Annotated in this window: 14 protein-coding genes; 7 read left to right on the top strand and 7 right to left on the bottom strand. The window is 67.8% G+C overall.

What is annotated here, in order from left to right; genetic code table 11:
* The first annotated feature begins 74 nt into the window (after positions 1 to 74).
* Positions 75 to 212, top strand: a complete 138-nt coding sequence (locus tag ACAD63_RS27550; RefSeq protein WP_195427386.1) for a hypothetical protein — start codon at positions 75 to 77, stop codon at positions 210 to 212.
* A 272-nt stretch (positions 213 to 484) separates the two neighbouring features.
* Positions 485 to 943 carry an HU family DNA-binding protein gene (locus ACAD63_RS27545; protein WP_063241379.1) on the top strand — a complete coding sequence of 153 codons (459 nt, stop codon included), beginning with the start codon at positions 485 to 487 and terminating at the stop codon, positions 941 to 943.
* 257 nt (positions 944 to 1,200) lie between these two features.
* On the opposite strand, the gene ACAD63_RS27540 is transcribed toward ACAD63_RS27545, so the two are convergent.
* The 3 genes from ACAD63_RS27540 to ACAD63_RS27530 all read right to left on the bottom strand — a co-directional run bounded on the left by ACAD63_RS27540 (position 1,201) and on the right by ACAD63_RS27530 (position 4,147).
* The gene (locus ACAD63_RS27540) at positions 1,201 to 1,569 is read right to left on the bottom strand and encodes a 5-carboxymethyl-2-hydroxymuconate Delta-isomerase (protein WP_133093198.1); all 369 of its coding nucleotides are present in this window, start codon (positions 1,567 to 1,569) and stop codon (positions 1,201 to 1,203) included.
* Positions 1,570 to 1,721: 152 nt separating this feature from the next.
* Entirely contained in the window at positions 1,722 to 2,318 is a 597-nt protein-coding gene (locus tag ACAD63_RS27535; protein ID WP_434034056.1) for an HAD domain-containing protein, read from the bottom strand.
* Positions 2,319 to 2,527: 209 nt separating this feature from the next.
* Positions 2,528 to 4,147 (bottom strand): methyl-accepting chemotaxis protein, encoded by a 1,620-nt coding sequence (locus tag ACAD63_RS27530; protein ID WP_135702582.1) that lies wholly within the window; start codon positions 4,145 to 4,147, stop codon positions 2,528 to 2,530.
* 258 nt (positions 4,148 to 4,405) lie between these two features.
* Between ACAD63_RS27530 and ACAD63_RS27525 the strand changes: the two genes are divergently transcribed.
* A complete protein-coding gene (locus tag ACAD63_RS27525; protein ID WP_434034055.1) occupies positions 4,406 to 6,244 on the top strand; it encodes an EAL domain-containing protein in 1,839 nt (612 codons plus the stop codon).
* On the opposite strand, the gene ACAD63_RS27520 is transcribed toward ACAD63_RS27525, so the two are convergent.
* On the bottom strand, positions 6,241 to 6,996 hold the full coding sequence (locus ACAD63_RS27520; RefSeq protein WP_133093332.1) for a response regulator transcription factor: 756 nt from the start codon (positions 6,994 to 6,996) through the stop codon (positions 6,241 to 6,243). The genes ACAD63_RS27525 and ACAD63_RS27520 overlap by 4 nt on opposite strands.
* Before the next feature lie 438 nt (positions 6,997 to 7,434).
* Here ACAD63_RS27520 and cls point away from each other — a divergent pair, with 438 nt between their 5' ends.
* The 3 genes from cls (at position 7,435) to ACAD63_RS27505 (ending at position 10,281) form a co-directional block, all read left to right on the top strand.
* Positions 7,435 to 8,871, top strand: coding sequence for a cardiolipin synthase (gene cls / locus ACAD63_RS27515; RefSeq protein WP_434034054.1), 1,437 nt, complete (start codon positions 7,435 to 7,437; stop codon positions 8,869 to 8,871).
* A gap of 112 nt (positions 8,872 to 8,983) precedes the next feature.
* Positions 8,984 to 9,628, top strand: a complete 645-nt coding sequence (locus ACAD63_RS27510; protein ID WP_434034053.1) for a TetR/AcrR family transcriptional regulator — start codon at positions 8,984 to 8,986, stop codon at positions 9,626 to 9,628.
* Between the two features lie 326 nt (positions 9,629 to 9,954).
* Complete coding sequence (locus ACAD63_RS27505) at positions 9,955 to 10,281, top strand: hypothetical protein (RefSeq protein WP_434034052.1); 327 nt, start codon at positions 9,955 to 9,957, stop codon at positions 10,279 to 10,281.
* Between the two features lie 193 nt (positions 10,282 to 10,474).
* Here the strand turns inward: ACAD63_RS27505 and ACAD63_RS27500 are convergent, their stop codons facing one another.
* Both ACAD63_RS27500 and ACAD63_RS27495 read right to left on the bottom strand, forming a co-directional pair.
* Positions 10,475 to 10,900 (bottom strand): hypothetical protein, encoded by a 426-nt coding sequence (locus ACAD63_RS27500; protein ID WP_135702592.1) that lies wholly within the window; start codon positions 10,898 to 10,900, stop codon positions 10,475 to 10,477.
* A 233-nt stretch (positions 10,901 to 11,133) separates the two neighbouring features.
* Positions 11,134 to 12,249, bottom strand: a complete 1,116-nt coding sequence (locus ACAD63_RS27495) for a site-specific integrase (RefSeq protein WP_434034051.1) — start codon at positions 12,247 to 12,249, stop codon at positions 11,134 to 11,136.
* Positions 12,250 to 12,350: 101 nt separating this feature from the next.
* Between ACAD63_RS27495 and ACAD63_RS27490 the strand changes: the two genes are divergently transcribed.
* On the top strand, positions 12,351 to 13,316 hold the full coding sequence (locus ACAD63_RS27490; protein WP_135702596.1) for a DNA-binding protein: 966 nt from the start codon (positions 12,351 to 12,353) through the stop codon (positions 13,314 to 13,316).
* Positions 13,317 to 13,330: 14 nt separating this feature from the next.
* On the opposite strand, the gene ACAD63_RS27485 is transcribed toward ACAD63_RS27490, so the two are convergent.
* Positions 13,331 to 14,917, bottom strand: coding sequence for a fatty acid--CoA ligase (locus tag ACAD63_RS27485; RefSeq protein ID WP_434034050.1), 1,587 nt, complete (start codon positions 14,915 to 14,917; stop codon positions 13,331 to 13,333).
* Positions 14,918 to 15,103: the final 186 nt, after the last annotated feature.

Genomic DNA, 15,103 nt, shown 5'->3' with positions numbered 1-15,103 from the left:
ATTCGCCGCCCCTTGGCAACAGGCCTCTGCGCACGCTGGCGCTTGCGGCCGTTGCACCGGTTTCGCTGCTGTGCGTGGCCAGCGTGTTCGGCATGCAGGCCAGTCTGCCGGCACTGTCGCACGCATGGGCGCAAGCTGATGCATCGCTGCCGCTGCTCGCGCTCGGCGCGCTGTTTGCAGGCCCGCTGCTTGCGCTTCCGGTGCGCGGCTGAGGCACGCAATCCGGTCCGCATGTTCGCGTCGCGCAGCGTGCGCAAACGCCAAAACGGGGGTACGTAGGCCCTCTTCGCGTTTTCACTGAGGCAAAGCTACGACAAAACCCGGGGTTTTCACGGGGTTTTGCGCTTCGCATGCACGAAAACCCCTTGACTTACGGTTGTTTCCGCTATGATTCAGTGGGCGCCGACAAGGCGTTTTGCGCAGCGCTGCTGAGCGATGCAAAACGATGAAGCCGGCATCCATCGTTCAACTTACGTATATCGATATGGCGACCAAAGCGAAACCGACCGCGAAGACTGCAACCAAGCCCGCTGCCAAGAAGGCCGCGGCAACCAAGGCACCCGTGAAGGCTGCCGCCAAGAAGGCCGCGCCGGCCAAGAAGGCTGCTTCCGCCGCTGCGCCCGTTGCGCGCCCGCTGAAGGACACCTTCAACAAGTCGAGCCTGGTCGCTCACCTGGTAGCCCAGACGGAACTGGAAGCCAAGACCGTGAAGACGGTCCTGGCCCATCTGGAAAACACCATCGTCAGCGCGCTGAACAAGAAGGGCGCTGGTGAATTCACGCTGCCGGGCCTGCTGAAGGTGACGGCACAGCAAGTCCCGGCCAAGAAGAAGCGCTTCGGCAAGGACCCGTTCACCGGTGAAGAGCGTTGGTTCCCGGCCAAGCCGGCCAGCGTCAAGGTGAAGGTGCGCCCGCTGAAGAAGCTGAAGGACGCCGCGGCCTGATCTGCGCCACAGCCTGTCCCAATGAAAAAGGAGCCGCTCGCGGCTCCTTTTTCATTGGGACAATGTGGGCCATTTAATCCAGGTCAATCCGCCAGCGCGGGCGTCCCCCTAGAATCCCAGACGTCATGGGTGCGGGGGCGCTCCCCATGACAGGCTTCGGCGTCTTCCCCGAAGCTGGTGCCCGCGGCCTGAGAGGGTCGCGGGTTTTTTGTTGGCCGGGAATTACTGGCCGGCGATTGCCGGCGCGTTGCCGTGGCTCAGCCAATGACCTGCTTGGCGAAGGTGGCGCGCTGCATCTCGCACACTTCCACCGATACCTGCACCGACTGGCCACCGTCCACGCCCGTGCGCACGGCGTCGGCGATCACGTCGCAGACGGCCTGGCCCAGCGCCTGGCGCACGGCAGTGTCGCGGCCATCGAGGATCGACAGGCGCGCATGGACGAACGCGCGTTCCGCGGCATCCACGCCCTGGCGGTAAGTCGACAGCGTGATGCAGCGCGACTTGATATCGGCCTCCTGGAACTGCCCCGATGCCAGCAGCGCGGCGTTGGCTTCGTCGAGCAACTCTTCCTGCGAGCAGTTCAGGCGGGTGTTTTCCGTGAGTTCGATGACGAGGTGGGGCATGGCGGTATCCTGGATGATCCTGGCGATGGGGCCGGCGGGAATGCCGGCGAGAGCGAGCATGATACGGGAACAAGCGGGGATCGCGCGCCACGTGGAATGCAACGGGGCGCCCGAAGGCGCCCCGCTTGGCTTGCCGCGAAGGTGGCTGCGGATCAGGCGTGGACGTACTCACGCATGACTTGCGCAGCCTGCTCCGTGGCGAAGCGCGCCGGGTTCTCGCGCGCCAGTTGCTGCAGCTGCTCCAGCTTGGCCTTCAGCCCGGCATCGAGCTTGGGCGCGGGCATCACCGTGGACGGGCAGGCCACCCCAAGGATGCTGAGCGCCTGCTGGAAGTTCTCAAGCGTCAGGCCGAGCGCCGGATCGACGCTGACCAGGTGATCGCGCATGGCTTCCGGCATGGACTCGGGCGCGGCGCATGACAGGGTCGCGTAGTGGACGGGCGCCGCAGCCTGCGCAAAATAAGCGGCGATCTCTGCGCCGTGGCCGCCGGTGGCGGCCGGGGTCATGTCCTCGATCTGCAGGTCCAGCTGCTGCAGGATCGCCGCCGGCGTGCCGCGACGCCAGGCATCGGACACCACCACGCGCGCACCGGCGACACCGAACAGGCGGCGGACGAAGCCGAGCGCGATCGGGTCGAAGAACCTGACATCGCGCAGCGTGCCCGAATCCGGAATGCCGCCGAGGCGGGCGCGGGAGCGGTCGGAGTACAGGACGCCGGGCACGTCCAGCATGATCAGTCGTTCAGCCATGGTTTCCTGGGCGGATGCCAGTTCAGTTGGTGTGAGGCAAGATTACTAGGCAGCCAGCGCCCTGCACGTAACCGGCACCGCTTCAGTTGAAACAGTTCTGTAACTTTGTCGAGGAAGTCGTAAATGCCGGTTACTTCCCCATGTCAAATGTTTCGGACAGACACATCTGTCCGACGCATCGCCGATAACGGCGCGCGACAAAGGGCTGTTCAGAAGCGGAAACGCGCCACATCCTCGGCCAGAACCGCGGCCTGGTGATCGAGGCGCCCGGCCTGTCCGCCCAGCTCATCCACCAGCGCGGCGTTCTGCTGGGCGGTCTGGCGCAGCTGCGTGACGGATCCGGCAGCCGCCTGCACACTGGCGGCCTGCTGGTCGGCCAGCGTGCACAGGGTTCCGGCCAGCGCATGGCTGTGCTGGACCGCGGTGGCGATACGCTCCATGGCTGCCACCACGTCGCCGCTCAGGCGCGCGCCCAGGCCGATTTCATGCGTGGCCGTGCCGATGATGCCGCCGATCTCGCGCGCGGCATCGGCGCTGCGCTGGGCCAACGCGCGCACTTCCTGCGCGACCACGGCAAAGCCGCGCCCGGCCGCACCCGCGCGGGCGGCCTCGACGGCGGCGTTGAGCGCCAGGATATTGGTCTGGAACGCGATGCCCTCGATCACGCTGACAATCTCCGCGATATGGCGCGAGTGGCCGTGCAGCGCGTCCATGGCGCCGCGCATCTGCCGCACCACATCCGCGCCGGCATCGGTGGCGGTGCGCGCCTGGTCGGCCAGCAGGCTCGATTCGGTCGCCTGGGCGTGTGCGTCGGCAACGCGGCCCGCCAGCGCCTCCATGCTGGCACCCGCGGCATCGAGTGCGCTGGCCTGCAGCTGTGTGCGGGCCGACAAGGCGTGGTTGTCGGCGGCGATCTGCTGGCTGGCCGCGGCGATCTCCTGCGCGGAGCCATGAATGCGGGCCAGCACGCCGGCGAGCTGGTCGCGCATGCCCGCCACGTGGTGCAGCATGCTGCTGCGATCCGCGGGATGCAGCGCGATCGTGGCGGTCAGGTCGCCGGCGGCAATGCGCCGCGCAATCTCGGCCGCGTCGCGCGGCTCGCCGCCCAGCTCGGCCCGCAGGCTGCGCGCGGCGATCCACGCGAGCCCTGCCGCGGCCAGCAGGCTGGCGCCGAGCAGGGCCACCATCCACGCCTGCGCGCGCAGCTGGCTGCTGGCGACGCTTGCCACGGTGGCGGCGGCCTGCCGCTCCTGCCGCACGCGCACCGCCTCGATACGCTGGCTCAGTGCCTGCAATTGCTCGGTGACAAAGTGGCCCTCGACCGAGACCGCGCTGTCAAACTGGAGCGGATCGAGCGGCTGCTTGCGCAGCAGCGCGACATAGCCCTGCACCAGCTCGGCGGCGCGCTGCCGCGCCTCGAGCAGCGGTCCGGCCTGCGTGGCATTGGCCTGGCGCACGCCGGCCAGCGCCGTGTCGAGCCGCGCCAGCGCCTGGTCGATCTCGGCGGCGGCGGTGTCGCGCTCGGCGCCGCTGGTGGCCATGGTCAGCGCCAGCTGGGCGCGGCCGAGTGCGGCCAGCGCCGAATGCGCGCGCTCGGCCGACATGGCGCCATGCATGTCCTGCTGGTAGAGGGTATCGGTGCGCGCCTTGATCGACACCAGGTTGGCGATACCGGTCAGCCCGACCGCGGCCCCGAACAGGTAGACCAGGGCAAAGGCGGCGCACAGGCGTGCGACCAGCGGCAGGCGGTTCAGGCGCGAGGCCGCCCGGCCCAGCGCGGCAAAAGCCGGGCGGCGGCCCGGCAGGCTTGACTTGATGACGTGCAACACGGAGATGACTCCTGACGGGCGCGCGTCCAGCCAACCGCAGCGGGCGGCAGCGCAGCCCGGGCTTGACCCGGTTTGCCGTCGCGCCTTCCTCGTGCGGGAGGGTCGCTGGCGGCGCACGGATGGTGAACGATCAATGTGACGAAACCGTGACATGACAAGCATGGGACTGTCATCGTGCTGTCATATCAATGTCATGCAATGTGGCCCGCCCTCAGGGCCGTGCTGCCCTGCCCATCTGTTCGCCTCCCGGATCGACTCATGCCCGGCCACGACGCCGCACAGCCACAGTTCCTCCTCATCCCGGGCGTACCGGCCGGGCCGGTGGTGCCACGCGCGCAGATCCCGCCGCTGCATGCGGTGTTCCAGCCGATCGTGCACGCCGGCAATGCCGAACTGCTCGGCTACGAAGCACTGGTCCGCGGCCCCGCGGGATCGCCTTACGCATTGCCGGAAGCCCTGTTCCGCCTGGCGCAGGGCGTGGAGAACACCATCGCGCTGGAAATCGAGGCGGCGCGCACCGCGCTGGCCGCCTGGCGCGGTTTGGAACTGCCGGGCAAGCTGTTCCTGAATTTCAGCCCGATGACGTTGCGGCATCTGCTGGCCGATCGAGAGCGCTTGTCGGGGGCATTGCTGCGCGCCGGTATCGCACCGTCGCGGCTGGCGATCGAGGTCACCGAGCAGACCCCGATCGGCGATGCCGCGAGCTTCGGCACGGCCATGTCGCTGCTGCGCGAGCTGGGCATGCAGTATGCGCTGGACGACTTCGGCTCCGGCCATGCCAACCTGGACCTGCTGGCGCAACTGTCGCCGCAGTTCGTCAAGATCGACAAGTCGCTGATACGCGGCATCGGCTCGTGCTCGCGGCGGCTGGAGATATTGCGTGCGGTGATGCGCATGATGAGCGCCTTTGGCGGGCGCGTCATTGCCGAGGGCATCGAGCATGAGGATGAGCTTGCGGTGGTGCGCGACCTCGGCGTGACCGGTGCGCAGGGCTACTACATCGGCAGGCCGTCGGCGCGCCCGGATACGCAGGTGGCACCGCAGGTGCTGCGCACGCTGGCGTCCCGGCATATCGCGGTGTTTCCGCAGGTGGTGCGCTCGGGCTGGTCCGGCATGACCGCCGGGCGGCTGTTGCGTCCGGCACCGACCGTGTCGCCCGCCGCCAGCAACGACGCGGTGCTGCGCATGTTCCAGAACCAGCCCGAGCTGGATGCCGTGGCGGTGGTCCATGACGATGGACGGCCGCTTGCCATCATCGGCCGCCAGGGCTTTATCGACCGCTACGCCGCGCCGTTCCACCGCGAGCTGTATGGCAAGAAGGCCTGCATTGCCATGGCCAACCGCGAGCCGGCCTGCTTTGAGCGCAGCGCGACGCTGGAGGAAATGGCGCAGATCCTGTCCGGAGAGAACACACGCTCGCTGGCCGATGGCTTCCTGATCACCGAGCAAGGCCGCTATATCGGGCTGGGCACCGGTGCCGACCTGATCCGCGCGATCACCGAAGTGCGCATGGAGGCGGCACGCTATGCCAATCCGCTGACGTTCCTGCCCGGCAATATCCCGCTCAACCAGCATATCGAGCGCCTGATCGACGCCGCCAGCGAGTTCCACGCGTGCTATGTCGACCTGAACCACTTCAAGCCGTTCAACGACAAGTACGGCTACTGGAAGGGCGACGAAATGCTCAAGGGCGCCGCCGCGATCCTGGCCGAGGCGTGCGACCCCGCGCGCGATTTCATTGGCCATGTCGGCGGCGACGACTTCCTGGTGCTGTTCCAGAGCAGCGACTGGCCGGCGCGGATGCGAGAGGCGATCCGGCGCTTCAACGATGCGGCACTCGCCATGTATGCGCCGGGGGATCGTGCCGCAGGCGGCATGCAGGGCGAAGACCGGCGCGGCCTGCCGGTGTTCTTTCCGCCGGTATCGATGGCGGCGGGCGTGGTGTGCGTCAGCGGGGAGGGCGTGGCTGCGCTGCAGCGCCTGGGCAGCCAGCATATCGGCGCCGCCGCGGCAGTCGCCAAGCGCGAGGCCAAGCGTTCGGCCACGGGCATGGCGGTGCTCGAGTTCCTGTCGCTGGCGCCAGCGCTGCAGGCCTAGCAACCAGAGGGCTTGCGCGCGGCCAGCTCACGACCTGTTACCGGCAGCCGCGGCAGGCTGCTTTCCTCCAGCACATCGAGGCGATAGCCATGGGCGTAGACGACGGTGACGATGATGCCGTTCTCGATGCCAAGCCGCAGCGTCTTGCGCAGCCGCGACATCAGGCCCGCCAGCGCCCGCGACAGCGGCGGCAGTTCATGGCGCCATACCGTCTGCTCGATGCGGCTGTTGGGCAGCACCCGGCCGGCGTTGGAAAACAGCAGCATGGCCAGGTCGAATTCCTTCGGCGTCAGTTCGATGCGCTCGTCGCGCAGCGTGGCGAAGCGCCCGACGCTGTTGAGCTGGTACGGGCCGGCCCGCACCACCAACCCCTGGCGCAAACGCTCGCCGGTCACGCGGCGGCGCAGCGCGGCGATGCGCGCCAGCAGCACGCGGTGGCTGAGCGGACGGCACATGTAGTCGTCAGCACCGGCATCCAGCGCGTCGACCAGGCGGTCTTCGCTGCTGTCGCTGCCCAGTATCATGATCGGCACATCGCGCGAGCGCGCGCTGCGCACCGCGCGGATCACGTCGATGGCCGGGATGTCGGCGACTTCGTCGGGAACCAGCAGCATGTCGTAGGTCTGCTGCAGGGCGCTGTGGATCAGGTCGCGGCCCGCGTCGAAGACGCTGCAGCGAAAACCCGAGCGCACCAGCAGGTCGGGAACGTCCTGCAACTGGGGCGACCTGCCCAGCAGCAGCGCAATAGTGATCGGCGACGGCATACGAAGCGAGCGTGACGGGGTGTGAGAACGGCAGGAAGGAGGCGGCTATCGGACAGCGTTGAACGGGATCGGAACCGAAGCGCGGCGCATGCCAGGCTGCGAATGACGGAGCACCTTGCGGCCTCAAAGGGTAAAAAGCCTGATGCCGTGGATCAATCGGACCTTTCCGAACAGTTCGCCGTTTTTGCCCTTTTTGTTCCGGCGCGGTAAGGGGCAGCCAATGATGGCCTGGGGGGAGCGAGAGCGCAGAAGTTGTCCACAGATCCTGTGGACAACGGGCCTGCACCATGCCTGGCGGCCGCATGGCACCGTCATCCCGTCGGCGTGCCAAAAAAGAAGGCAGGCGTGCGACGCGGCATCAACATCCGGCCCGCGGTGTGCCAAAATAGCGCGCATCGTGTTCCGGTCCGGGGACTCAAGCCACCGATGCTGCAGAGCCCGAGTGTCATCGCCTTCATCCTCCTGGCCTTTCACGTCGTCGGCGTGATGGCGGCGCTGCACGCCGTCATGACGGTGCGCACCGCGCCTGGCGCGATCGCCTGGGCGGGGTCGCTGGTGATGATGCCGTACTTCACGCTGGTCCCGTACCTGATCTTCGGGCGCAGCACCTTTGCCGGCTATGTCGATGCGCGGCGCTTCAATGACGACCGGCTGCGCGAGATCCGCCACGGCATGACCCCGCGCGAACGCGAGGCCCGCAGCGCCTGCGTGGTGCACGCGCCGACGCAACTCTGCATGCGCGCGCTGCCGCGGCTGACCGGCATGCCATGCCTGGCCAACAACGACGTGCGCCTGCTGGTCAACGGCACGCAGACCTTCGATGCCATCTTTGCCGCGATCGCCCAGGCCCGGCGGGTGTTGATCGTGCAGTTCTTCATCGTCCACGACGATGCGCTGGGCCGGCGCCTGCAGGCGCTGCTGTGCGAGCGCGCGCGGGCCGGCGTCGAGGTCTACTTCCTGTTCGACAGCATCGGCTGCCATGCGCTGCCGCGCCGCTACGTGCGCACGCTGCTCGAGGCGGGCGTCGATGCGCGGCCGTTTTCCACGCATCGCGGCTTCGTCAACCGCTTCCAGCTCAACTTCCGCAACCATCGCAAGCTGGTCGTCGTGGACGGGCGCGAGGCGTTTATCGGTGGCCACAATGTCGGCGTGGAATACCTGGGAGAGCGTCCGCCGCTGGCGCCGTGGCGCGACACCCATATCGCATTGCGCGGCAGTGCCGTGCTGGACCTGCAGATGTCCTTTGCCGAAGACTGGTACTGGGCCGCGCGCGAAGTCCCGCATCTGCTGATGCCGCCACCCGAGGTGGGCGGCCGCATGACCTGCCAGGTGGTTCCAACCGGTCCCGCGGACTCGCAGGAAACGTGTTCGCTGTTCTTTGTCGAGGCGATCCAGTCGGCGCGGCACCGGCTGTGGATCACGTCGCCGTATTTCGTGCCGGATGAGGCGGTGTTCGCCGTGCTGCGGCTGGCGGTGCTGCGCGGCGTCGATGTCCGCATCCTGATACCGGCGCGTCCCGATCACCTGGTCGTCTACGCCGCGTCGACCATCTATGCATATCAGGCAGTCGCCGCCGGAATAAAGCTGTATCGCTACCAGCCGGGCTTCCTGCACCAGAAGGTGATTCTGATCGACGATGAAGCCGCCGCGGTGGGCACGGCAAACCTCGACAACCGTTCGTTCCGGCTCAACTTCGAGCTGATGGTGATGACGGCGGACAAGGGCTTCGCTGCCGACGTGGCGGCCATGCTGGAAACCGATTTTGCCAACGCCAGAAGGGTCGGGCTGGAAGAGTTCCTGGGCGCGCCCGCGCCGCTGCGCGTGGCCATGCACGTGGCCAAGTTGTTCGCCCCCATCCTCTGATTCCGGCTGCGGATGCCGGCCTGCGGCAAGCCGGTGGCGCTTTGCTTGTGTACACTGTTCACTATAAGCGCCTACAGATAATGAACCGAATCCAGCATCACAGGGGAACCGCATGAAGCCGGCCGTCCCCGCGCCGCCGGCGCGCGCCACTTACCGCCATGGCGACCTGCGCCGAGCCTTGCTTGACGCCGGCATCGACCTGGCCCGCGAAGGCGGCCCCGACGCCATCGTGCTGCGCGAAGCCACGCGCCGCGCCGGCGTCGTTCCCAATGCGGCGTACCGGCACTTTGCCAGCCGGCAGGACCTGCTGCAGGCGGTGCGGGCGTCGGCCTTGTCGTCGCTGGCGATCGCCATGGAGGCCGAGATCGGCGGACTGCGCCCGGGCCGTGGCGCGGCTGCCCATGCGCGCGCATGCCTGCGCGCGATCGGCACGGGGTACCTTCGCTTCGCGCTGGCGGAAACCGGCCTGTTCCGCACGGCATTCTCCGTGCCGGATGAAGTCGAGGATGACGCCGATCCCGCTAAGGCGGGCAACAGCGGACTCAATCCGTTCCAGCTTCTTGGCGCCGCGCTCGACAAGCTGGTGGAGGCCGGTGCCTTGCCACCCGAGCGGCGGCCCGGCGCCGAGTACCTGGCCTGGTCCGCCGTGCACGGCCTGGCGATCCTGCTGATCGACGGCCCGTTACGCAGCCGCGCGCGCGAAATGGCGGAGCCGCTCGGGCAACGGTTGCTGGAAATGGTCGAGAAGGGCCTGTAAGCCGCGCGTCGCGGCCAAAAAAATTGCCACGATGGCGGGGACCATCGTGGCAGTGAAAGGAACCAGGAAGGGGGGCAACCTGGCTCTGTCGGGGCACCCGCGGGCCGGGTGCAAGGGCAATGTAATACGGGCTTTCTCATGCGAATATCGGACAATTCCTAAATATGTCCCTGAATTGTCGTTACTCGCATTGTGCTGGGCACAGTGCTCGCCAAGTCATCGCAAATCGCGGGCCGGGCGCCGGTGCAAGCCGGTTGAATTGCATGCCAGCCGCTGCGGTCTAACCCTGTGCCCGCAATCCAGGCTGGCGATGCAAGGAGGGACCTATGCGTTACGGTTATGGAGTGTTGCTTGCGGCGGCGCTGGTCAGCGGGTGCGTGGCCTATCCCTATCCCTATGCCGGCGACGACTACCTGGCCTATCCCGCATACCCGGTCAGCTCGCCGTACTACAGCGGCTACCCGGTCACGCCCGGCTACCCCTATTACAGCCCCGGATATGGCAGCTACTATGGCAGCTTTGCCTTTATCTATGGCGGCGGTGGTCACGGCTGGAAGCACGGACACCATGGACACCACGGCTGGCATGGCGGCGGCGGTCGTGGCAGAGGCGGCTGGGCCGCTGGCGGACGTGGCGGAGGCAGGGGCCGGTGACAGATGTCCGGCAAGGATGGCTGCGGGGATGACCAGGGCGCACGGCTCCCGGCCATCCCGTTTGAAGACGAGGGGCGCTACCGCCGGGCGCCTGACGCTGTGTCCGGACCAGACGCTACGGCAGCCAAGCAGCTACGGCAGCCAGGCAGCTAAGGCAGCCAGGCAGCTAAGGCAGCTAAGGCAGCTAAGGCAGCTAAGGCAGCTGCCGCAACTGGCCGATCACGGACATCAGGCGCCCGTGCGCCACGATCACGCCCGACTCATCCTGCAATGCTTCCTGGTAGCGCTTGCGAAAACCCGGATCGGCGCCGTCGCTAAAGAGCTTTTCGGCAGCGCGCGCCACGGCGCGGCAGGTGTCGTCGTGATGTTCCCTCGATTCAAGTTCCTCATCGACCTCGATGATCAGCCGCGACAGCGGATCGAGCCAGCGAAAGAAGTTGTCCTCCGTGACCAGCTGGACAAACAGTCCGGCAGGGATCGGGCCGTTCAGCCTTTCGTACTGGCTGCGGTCGTAGCCGATGACTTCCTTGTGAACTTGCAGCAAGGCCGCCCGCAAGGCTTGCAGCCCCGAGCGGCGAGTTTCCTGGGTGGCGAGGAATTGTTCATTGGGCATGCCCATCTCCGTGTTTCCACTGGTATGGCCCGGCAGCCGGCTCGGTCGCTCCGGCACGCTTGCGGCGCACATCGCGGGCTTGTCCGGGCGGGTCGCCATCACGTGGCCCGGATCTCAGGGTGCTGCCGGCCATCGCATCTGGCATTGCCGGCGCGCCTGCCAGTATAGGCACCGGGCGCATCCCGGGCCAGCGCACGGGGATAGCGAAATACCCGCATTTGCGGCGCGTTCTGCGCCCGCTAGCCGTTTTTCTCTTCCGCTTCCCCGAGCAGGTCCGCCGCGCGCGAGCGCTGCATGTCCGCCGCGCGGAAATAACGCACCACCGTGGCGACGCTGGCGTGGCCTGTCATTGCCATGGTCTCGGCCAGCGGCACCTGTTGCGATGCCGCTTCGGTGACGAAACCCGCGCGCAGCGAATGCGCTGAGTAGTCGCCCTCCAGTCCCGCCTGTGCGCAGCGCGCCTTGACGATGCGGCTCACGGCAGCGTCGGACAATCCGTCGGACAGCCCTTCACCCACATGGCCCCCGCGCCGGATGCGCCGGAACAGCGGTCCGCTCGCAATGCCTGATGCGGCCAGCCATGCCTCCAGCGCCTGCCCCGCTGCACCGCTCACGGGCTTGGCGGCATCGGCATGATCGCGGCCTGACTGGTTGGTCTTGGACCAGCCCAGCACGTAGACAAATTCACCCGGTGCGATGCGCGTCAGGTTCTCCACCGTCGCGCGCGCGACCTCGGAACGGCGGCGGCCGCCGCTGGCCCATGCGAACAGCAGCAGCGCGCGGTCGCGCACGCCGCGCAGCGAGTCGTCGCAGGTAGCGAGCAGCCGCAGCAGCGGGTCGCGCGTCAGCGCGGCCTTGCGCGCCTGGCGTTGTCCGCGGCGCGCATAGGCGCGCCGGATGCCGGACATCAGCTCGCGCACCGACGCGTCGGCACACGGATTGGGCAACTGCTGCAAGCGGTGGGCCTTGGCCAGCACCGCAAGGCGGTGCGTCAGCGTGGACAGCGCGGGCGCGCCGGGTCGTGCCTTGTATCCATCAGCGACCAGCGCCTGGTCGATCGCCGGGGGCAGCTCGCAAACAGGCCCGTGCGGCGTCTGCCGCGTAGCGTGGTCGACGATGAACTGAACCACGACGGCAGGAGCAAGCGGAAGGCGGACCGGCTGGCGGTAACGCAACCCGTGCCAGGCAGCCCAGTAGCGCAGGGCTGAGCGGTAGCTCGCCACGGTGTTGGGCGACTCGCCTTCGCGGCGAAGCGCGTTTGCGGCCTGCTCGGCGAGGGGATCCAGTTCAGACGGGCGAAGCGGCGCCGGGAGTTCGACATCGGAGGCAAGCTGGGATGGGTTGGCTGATATCATAATAAATATGATGTATGCTGTATTGTATCATACAGAGACAACGAATAGCGCTCGATAAGCCTCCATTATCGAACCTTATTTTGGCTTTCCCGGACCTGACCATGGAAACACTCCGCTCCCGAGGCATCACCCGCGACGACGTCTGGGCTGCCGCCGACAGCCTGCTCAAGGCAGGCCAGCGTCCGACCATCGAACGCATCCGCTTGCATCTGGGCCGCGGTTCGCCCAACACGGTCAGTCCGCACCTCGACGCCTGGTTTGCCGCGCTCGGCGGGCGATTGGAGGATCCGCAAGGCTTCGCGCCCAAGCCGGGTTGCCCCGAACCCGTCACTGAAGCGGCGCGCTACCTGTGGGAAGCCGCGTTGCAGGTCGCCCGGGCGCAGGCGGAAGCCGCGCTGGCCCAGCGGGAAACGGCGCTGGCCGAGGCGCAGGCGACATTGGCCAGGGAACGGGAAGTGCTGGAGCAGGAGCGGCTGGTCATGCAGGCGCGGCTGGACGGTGCTGAAGCGGCCATGGCGGAAATGACGCGCGCGCGGGACGAGACGCTGGAGCGCGGCGCGCAGGCCGAAGCCCGCGCTACCGCCTTGCAGCAGCAGGTCGAGACGCTGCGCGCCGAGGCGGGCGCCGCGCTGGAGGCCCGGGTCTCGTTGCAGCGTGAATTCGCCGCGGAACGCGCCGCGTGGGACCAGGAGCGCGAAACCATGACCGCCCGCGCCACGGCCAGCGAACGCCGGCTGGCGCTGGAACTGGATGCGGCCCGCGTGGCGGGCAAGGATGCGCAGAAGTTGCTGGAAACAGAGCGCAAGGCCGCGCTGGAGCGGCTTGCGCACGCTGCCGAAGCGGCTTCACGCCAGGGCAGCGAAATGACGCGCCTGAGCCAGTCGATTGCCGTACTGGAGGAACGCGTCCGACAGCGCGAGGCGATGCTTGCCGAATATCGCGAACAGAAGAAGGAGGCAGCCAGCGCGGGCGTGGCCGCCGTGGGCCGGCGTGGGCGCCCGGCCCGGGGCACATTGGCCGGCGGCGCCAGCGGCCTGCTGCGTATCCGCGCGGTGCCGGGCGGCTGAGCTGCGGCGCAGCGCTACGCCGCCTGCGCGCCGGCGCGCAGCATGTGCTTCTGGATCTTGCCGCTGGTGGTCTTGGGCAGCGCGTCCAGGAAGTGATAGCGGCGCGGCCGCTTGTAAGCGGCCAGCCGGTCGCCCTGCAGCAGGAAGGCATCTAGCTGCTCGGCACTGACCGGCGCATCGCCGCGCGCCACCACGTACGCACCCACCACCTGGCCCCAGGTCGGGTCGGGCTCGCCGAGTACCGCGACTTCCAGCACCGCCGGGTGCTCGATCAGCGCGTCCTCGACTTCGCGCGGATACACGTTCTCCGCGCCGGAGTTGATCATGTAGTCGATGCGGTCGCGGATCCACAGGTAGCCGTCGGCGTCGAGGCTGCCGAGGTCGCCGGTGTGGTACCAGCCATGTGCCAGCGCCCGCGCATTGGCGTCGGGCCGGTTCAGGTAGCCCTGCATCATGCAGGCGCCGCGCACCAGCACCTCGCCGACTTCGCCGGGCGCGCACGGTTGCGCGGGATCGGTCGGCGCGCCATCGTCGCGCAGTTTCGCCACCACCAGGTCATGGCCGAGCGCGGGCAGGCCCGCCGAGCCGGCACGGGTCAGCTGTTCGTGCGGGTAGAGCACTGACATGCACGGCCCCATCTCGGTGGTGCCATACACCTGTACCAGGCCGGCGCCGATCTTGCGGTCCCATTCGCGGATCAGGTGCGGCGCCATCGAGGCGCCGCCGTATTCGACCAGCCGCAGCGACGAGAGGTCGCGCGTTTCCGCCCCGGGGTGGTTCAGCAGCATGCCGACCATGGTCGGTGCGGCGAAGAAGTGGGTCACGCGCTCGCTTTCCACCAGTTGCCAGGCTTCGCCCGCATCGAAGCGGCGCTGCAGCACCTGCGTGGCGCCGACCTGCAGCCGCGGCAGGAAGCTGGTGTGCAGCTCGGCGGTATGGTTCAGCGGCGCCACCGACAGGCCCACGTCTTCGCGCGACAGCGTCATGGCCTGGTGCATGATCGCGTTGTGCTGGAGCTTGCTGCGATGGGTGTGCACCACGCCCTTGGGGCGGCCCGTGGTGCCGCTGGTGTACATCAGGATGCAGGGGTCGTCCTCGTGGACGTCGGCCGCTGGCAGCGTGGCCGGCTGGCCGGCGGCGAGCTTGTCGAGGCGGTGCGTGGCAAAAGCCGGAGCCGGGTCCGCGTCGGCATAGATGCGCAGCGCGGTGCCGGGGGCCAGTTCCGTCGCCTTTTCCACGACGGCGGCGCCTTCCTGCTCGAACAGCACCGCCCTGGCAGCCCCGTCGTTCAGGATGTAGGCCAGTTCCTGCGCCGCCAGCCGGTAGTTGACGGGGTTGAACACCGCACCCAGCCGCGCCGTGGCCAGCAGCGTGAAGACGAAGGCCGGCGTGTTGTAGAGGAAGGCGGCCACGACGTCGCCCTTGCCGATGCCCAGCGCCTGCAGTCCGTGGGCGTGGCGGTTGACCTCGGCATCGAACTCCGCATACGACCAGGACCGCCGCGCGGCGCCGATGCCGCTGACCAGCGCGGTCTTGCGGGGCAGGTAGCGTGCCGGCCAGGAAAGGGTATCGCCAAGGGTGAGGCCGCGGTTCAAGGTCATGCTCCAGTCGTGTGCCGGCCGCCGGGTAAAGCAGGCCAGCCGATATTCTTGTGTGAGCCGGAGACTATAGGGCGCAGTACGGAGCACATGGAAATAACGATTTGCTCTTTCCTTATGCCGCCGTTGCCGCGCAGAGCCTGAGAATCGGTCCTGATACTGTATATTCATACAGTCTCAAGCCGTTCC

The sequence above is a fragment of the Cupriavidus sp. a3 genome (assembly GCF_051015765.1).
Lineage (GTDB): Bacteria > Pseudomonadota > Gammaproteobacteria > Burkholderiales > Burkholderiaceae > Cupriavidus > Cupriavidus oxalaticus_A.
Note: the sequence above shows the minus strand (reverse complement) of the source record. Positions and strands in the feature narration are given on the sequence as shown.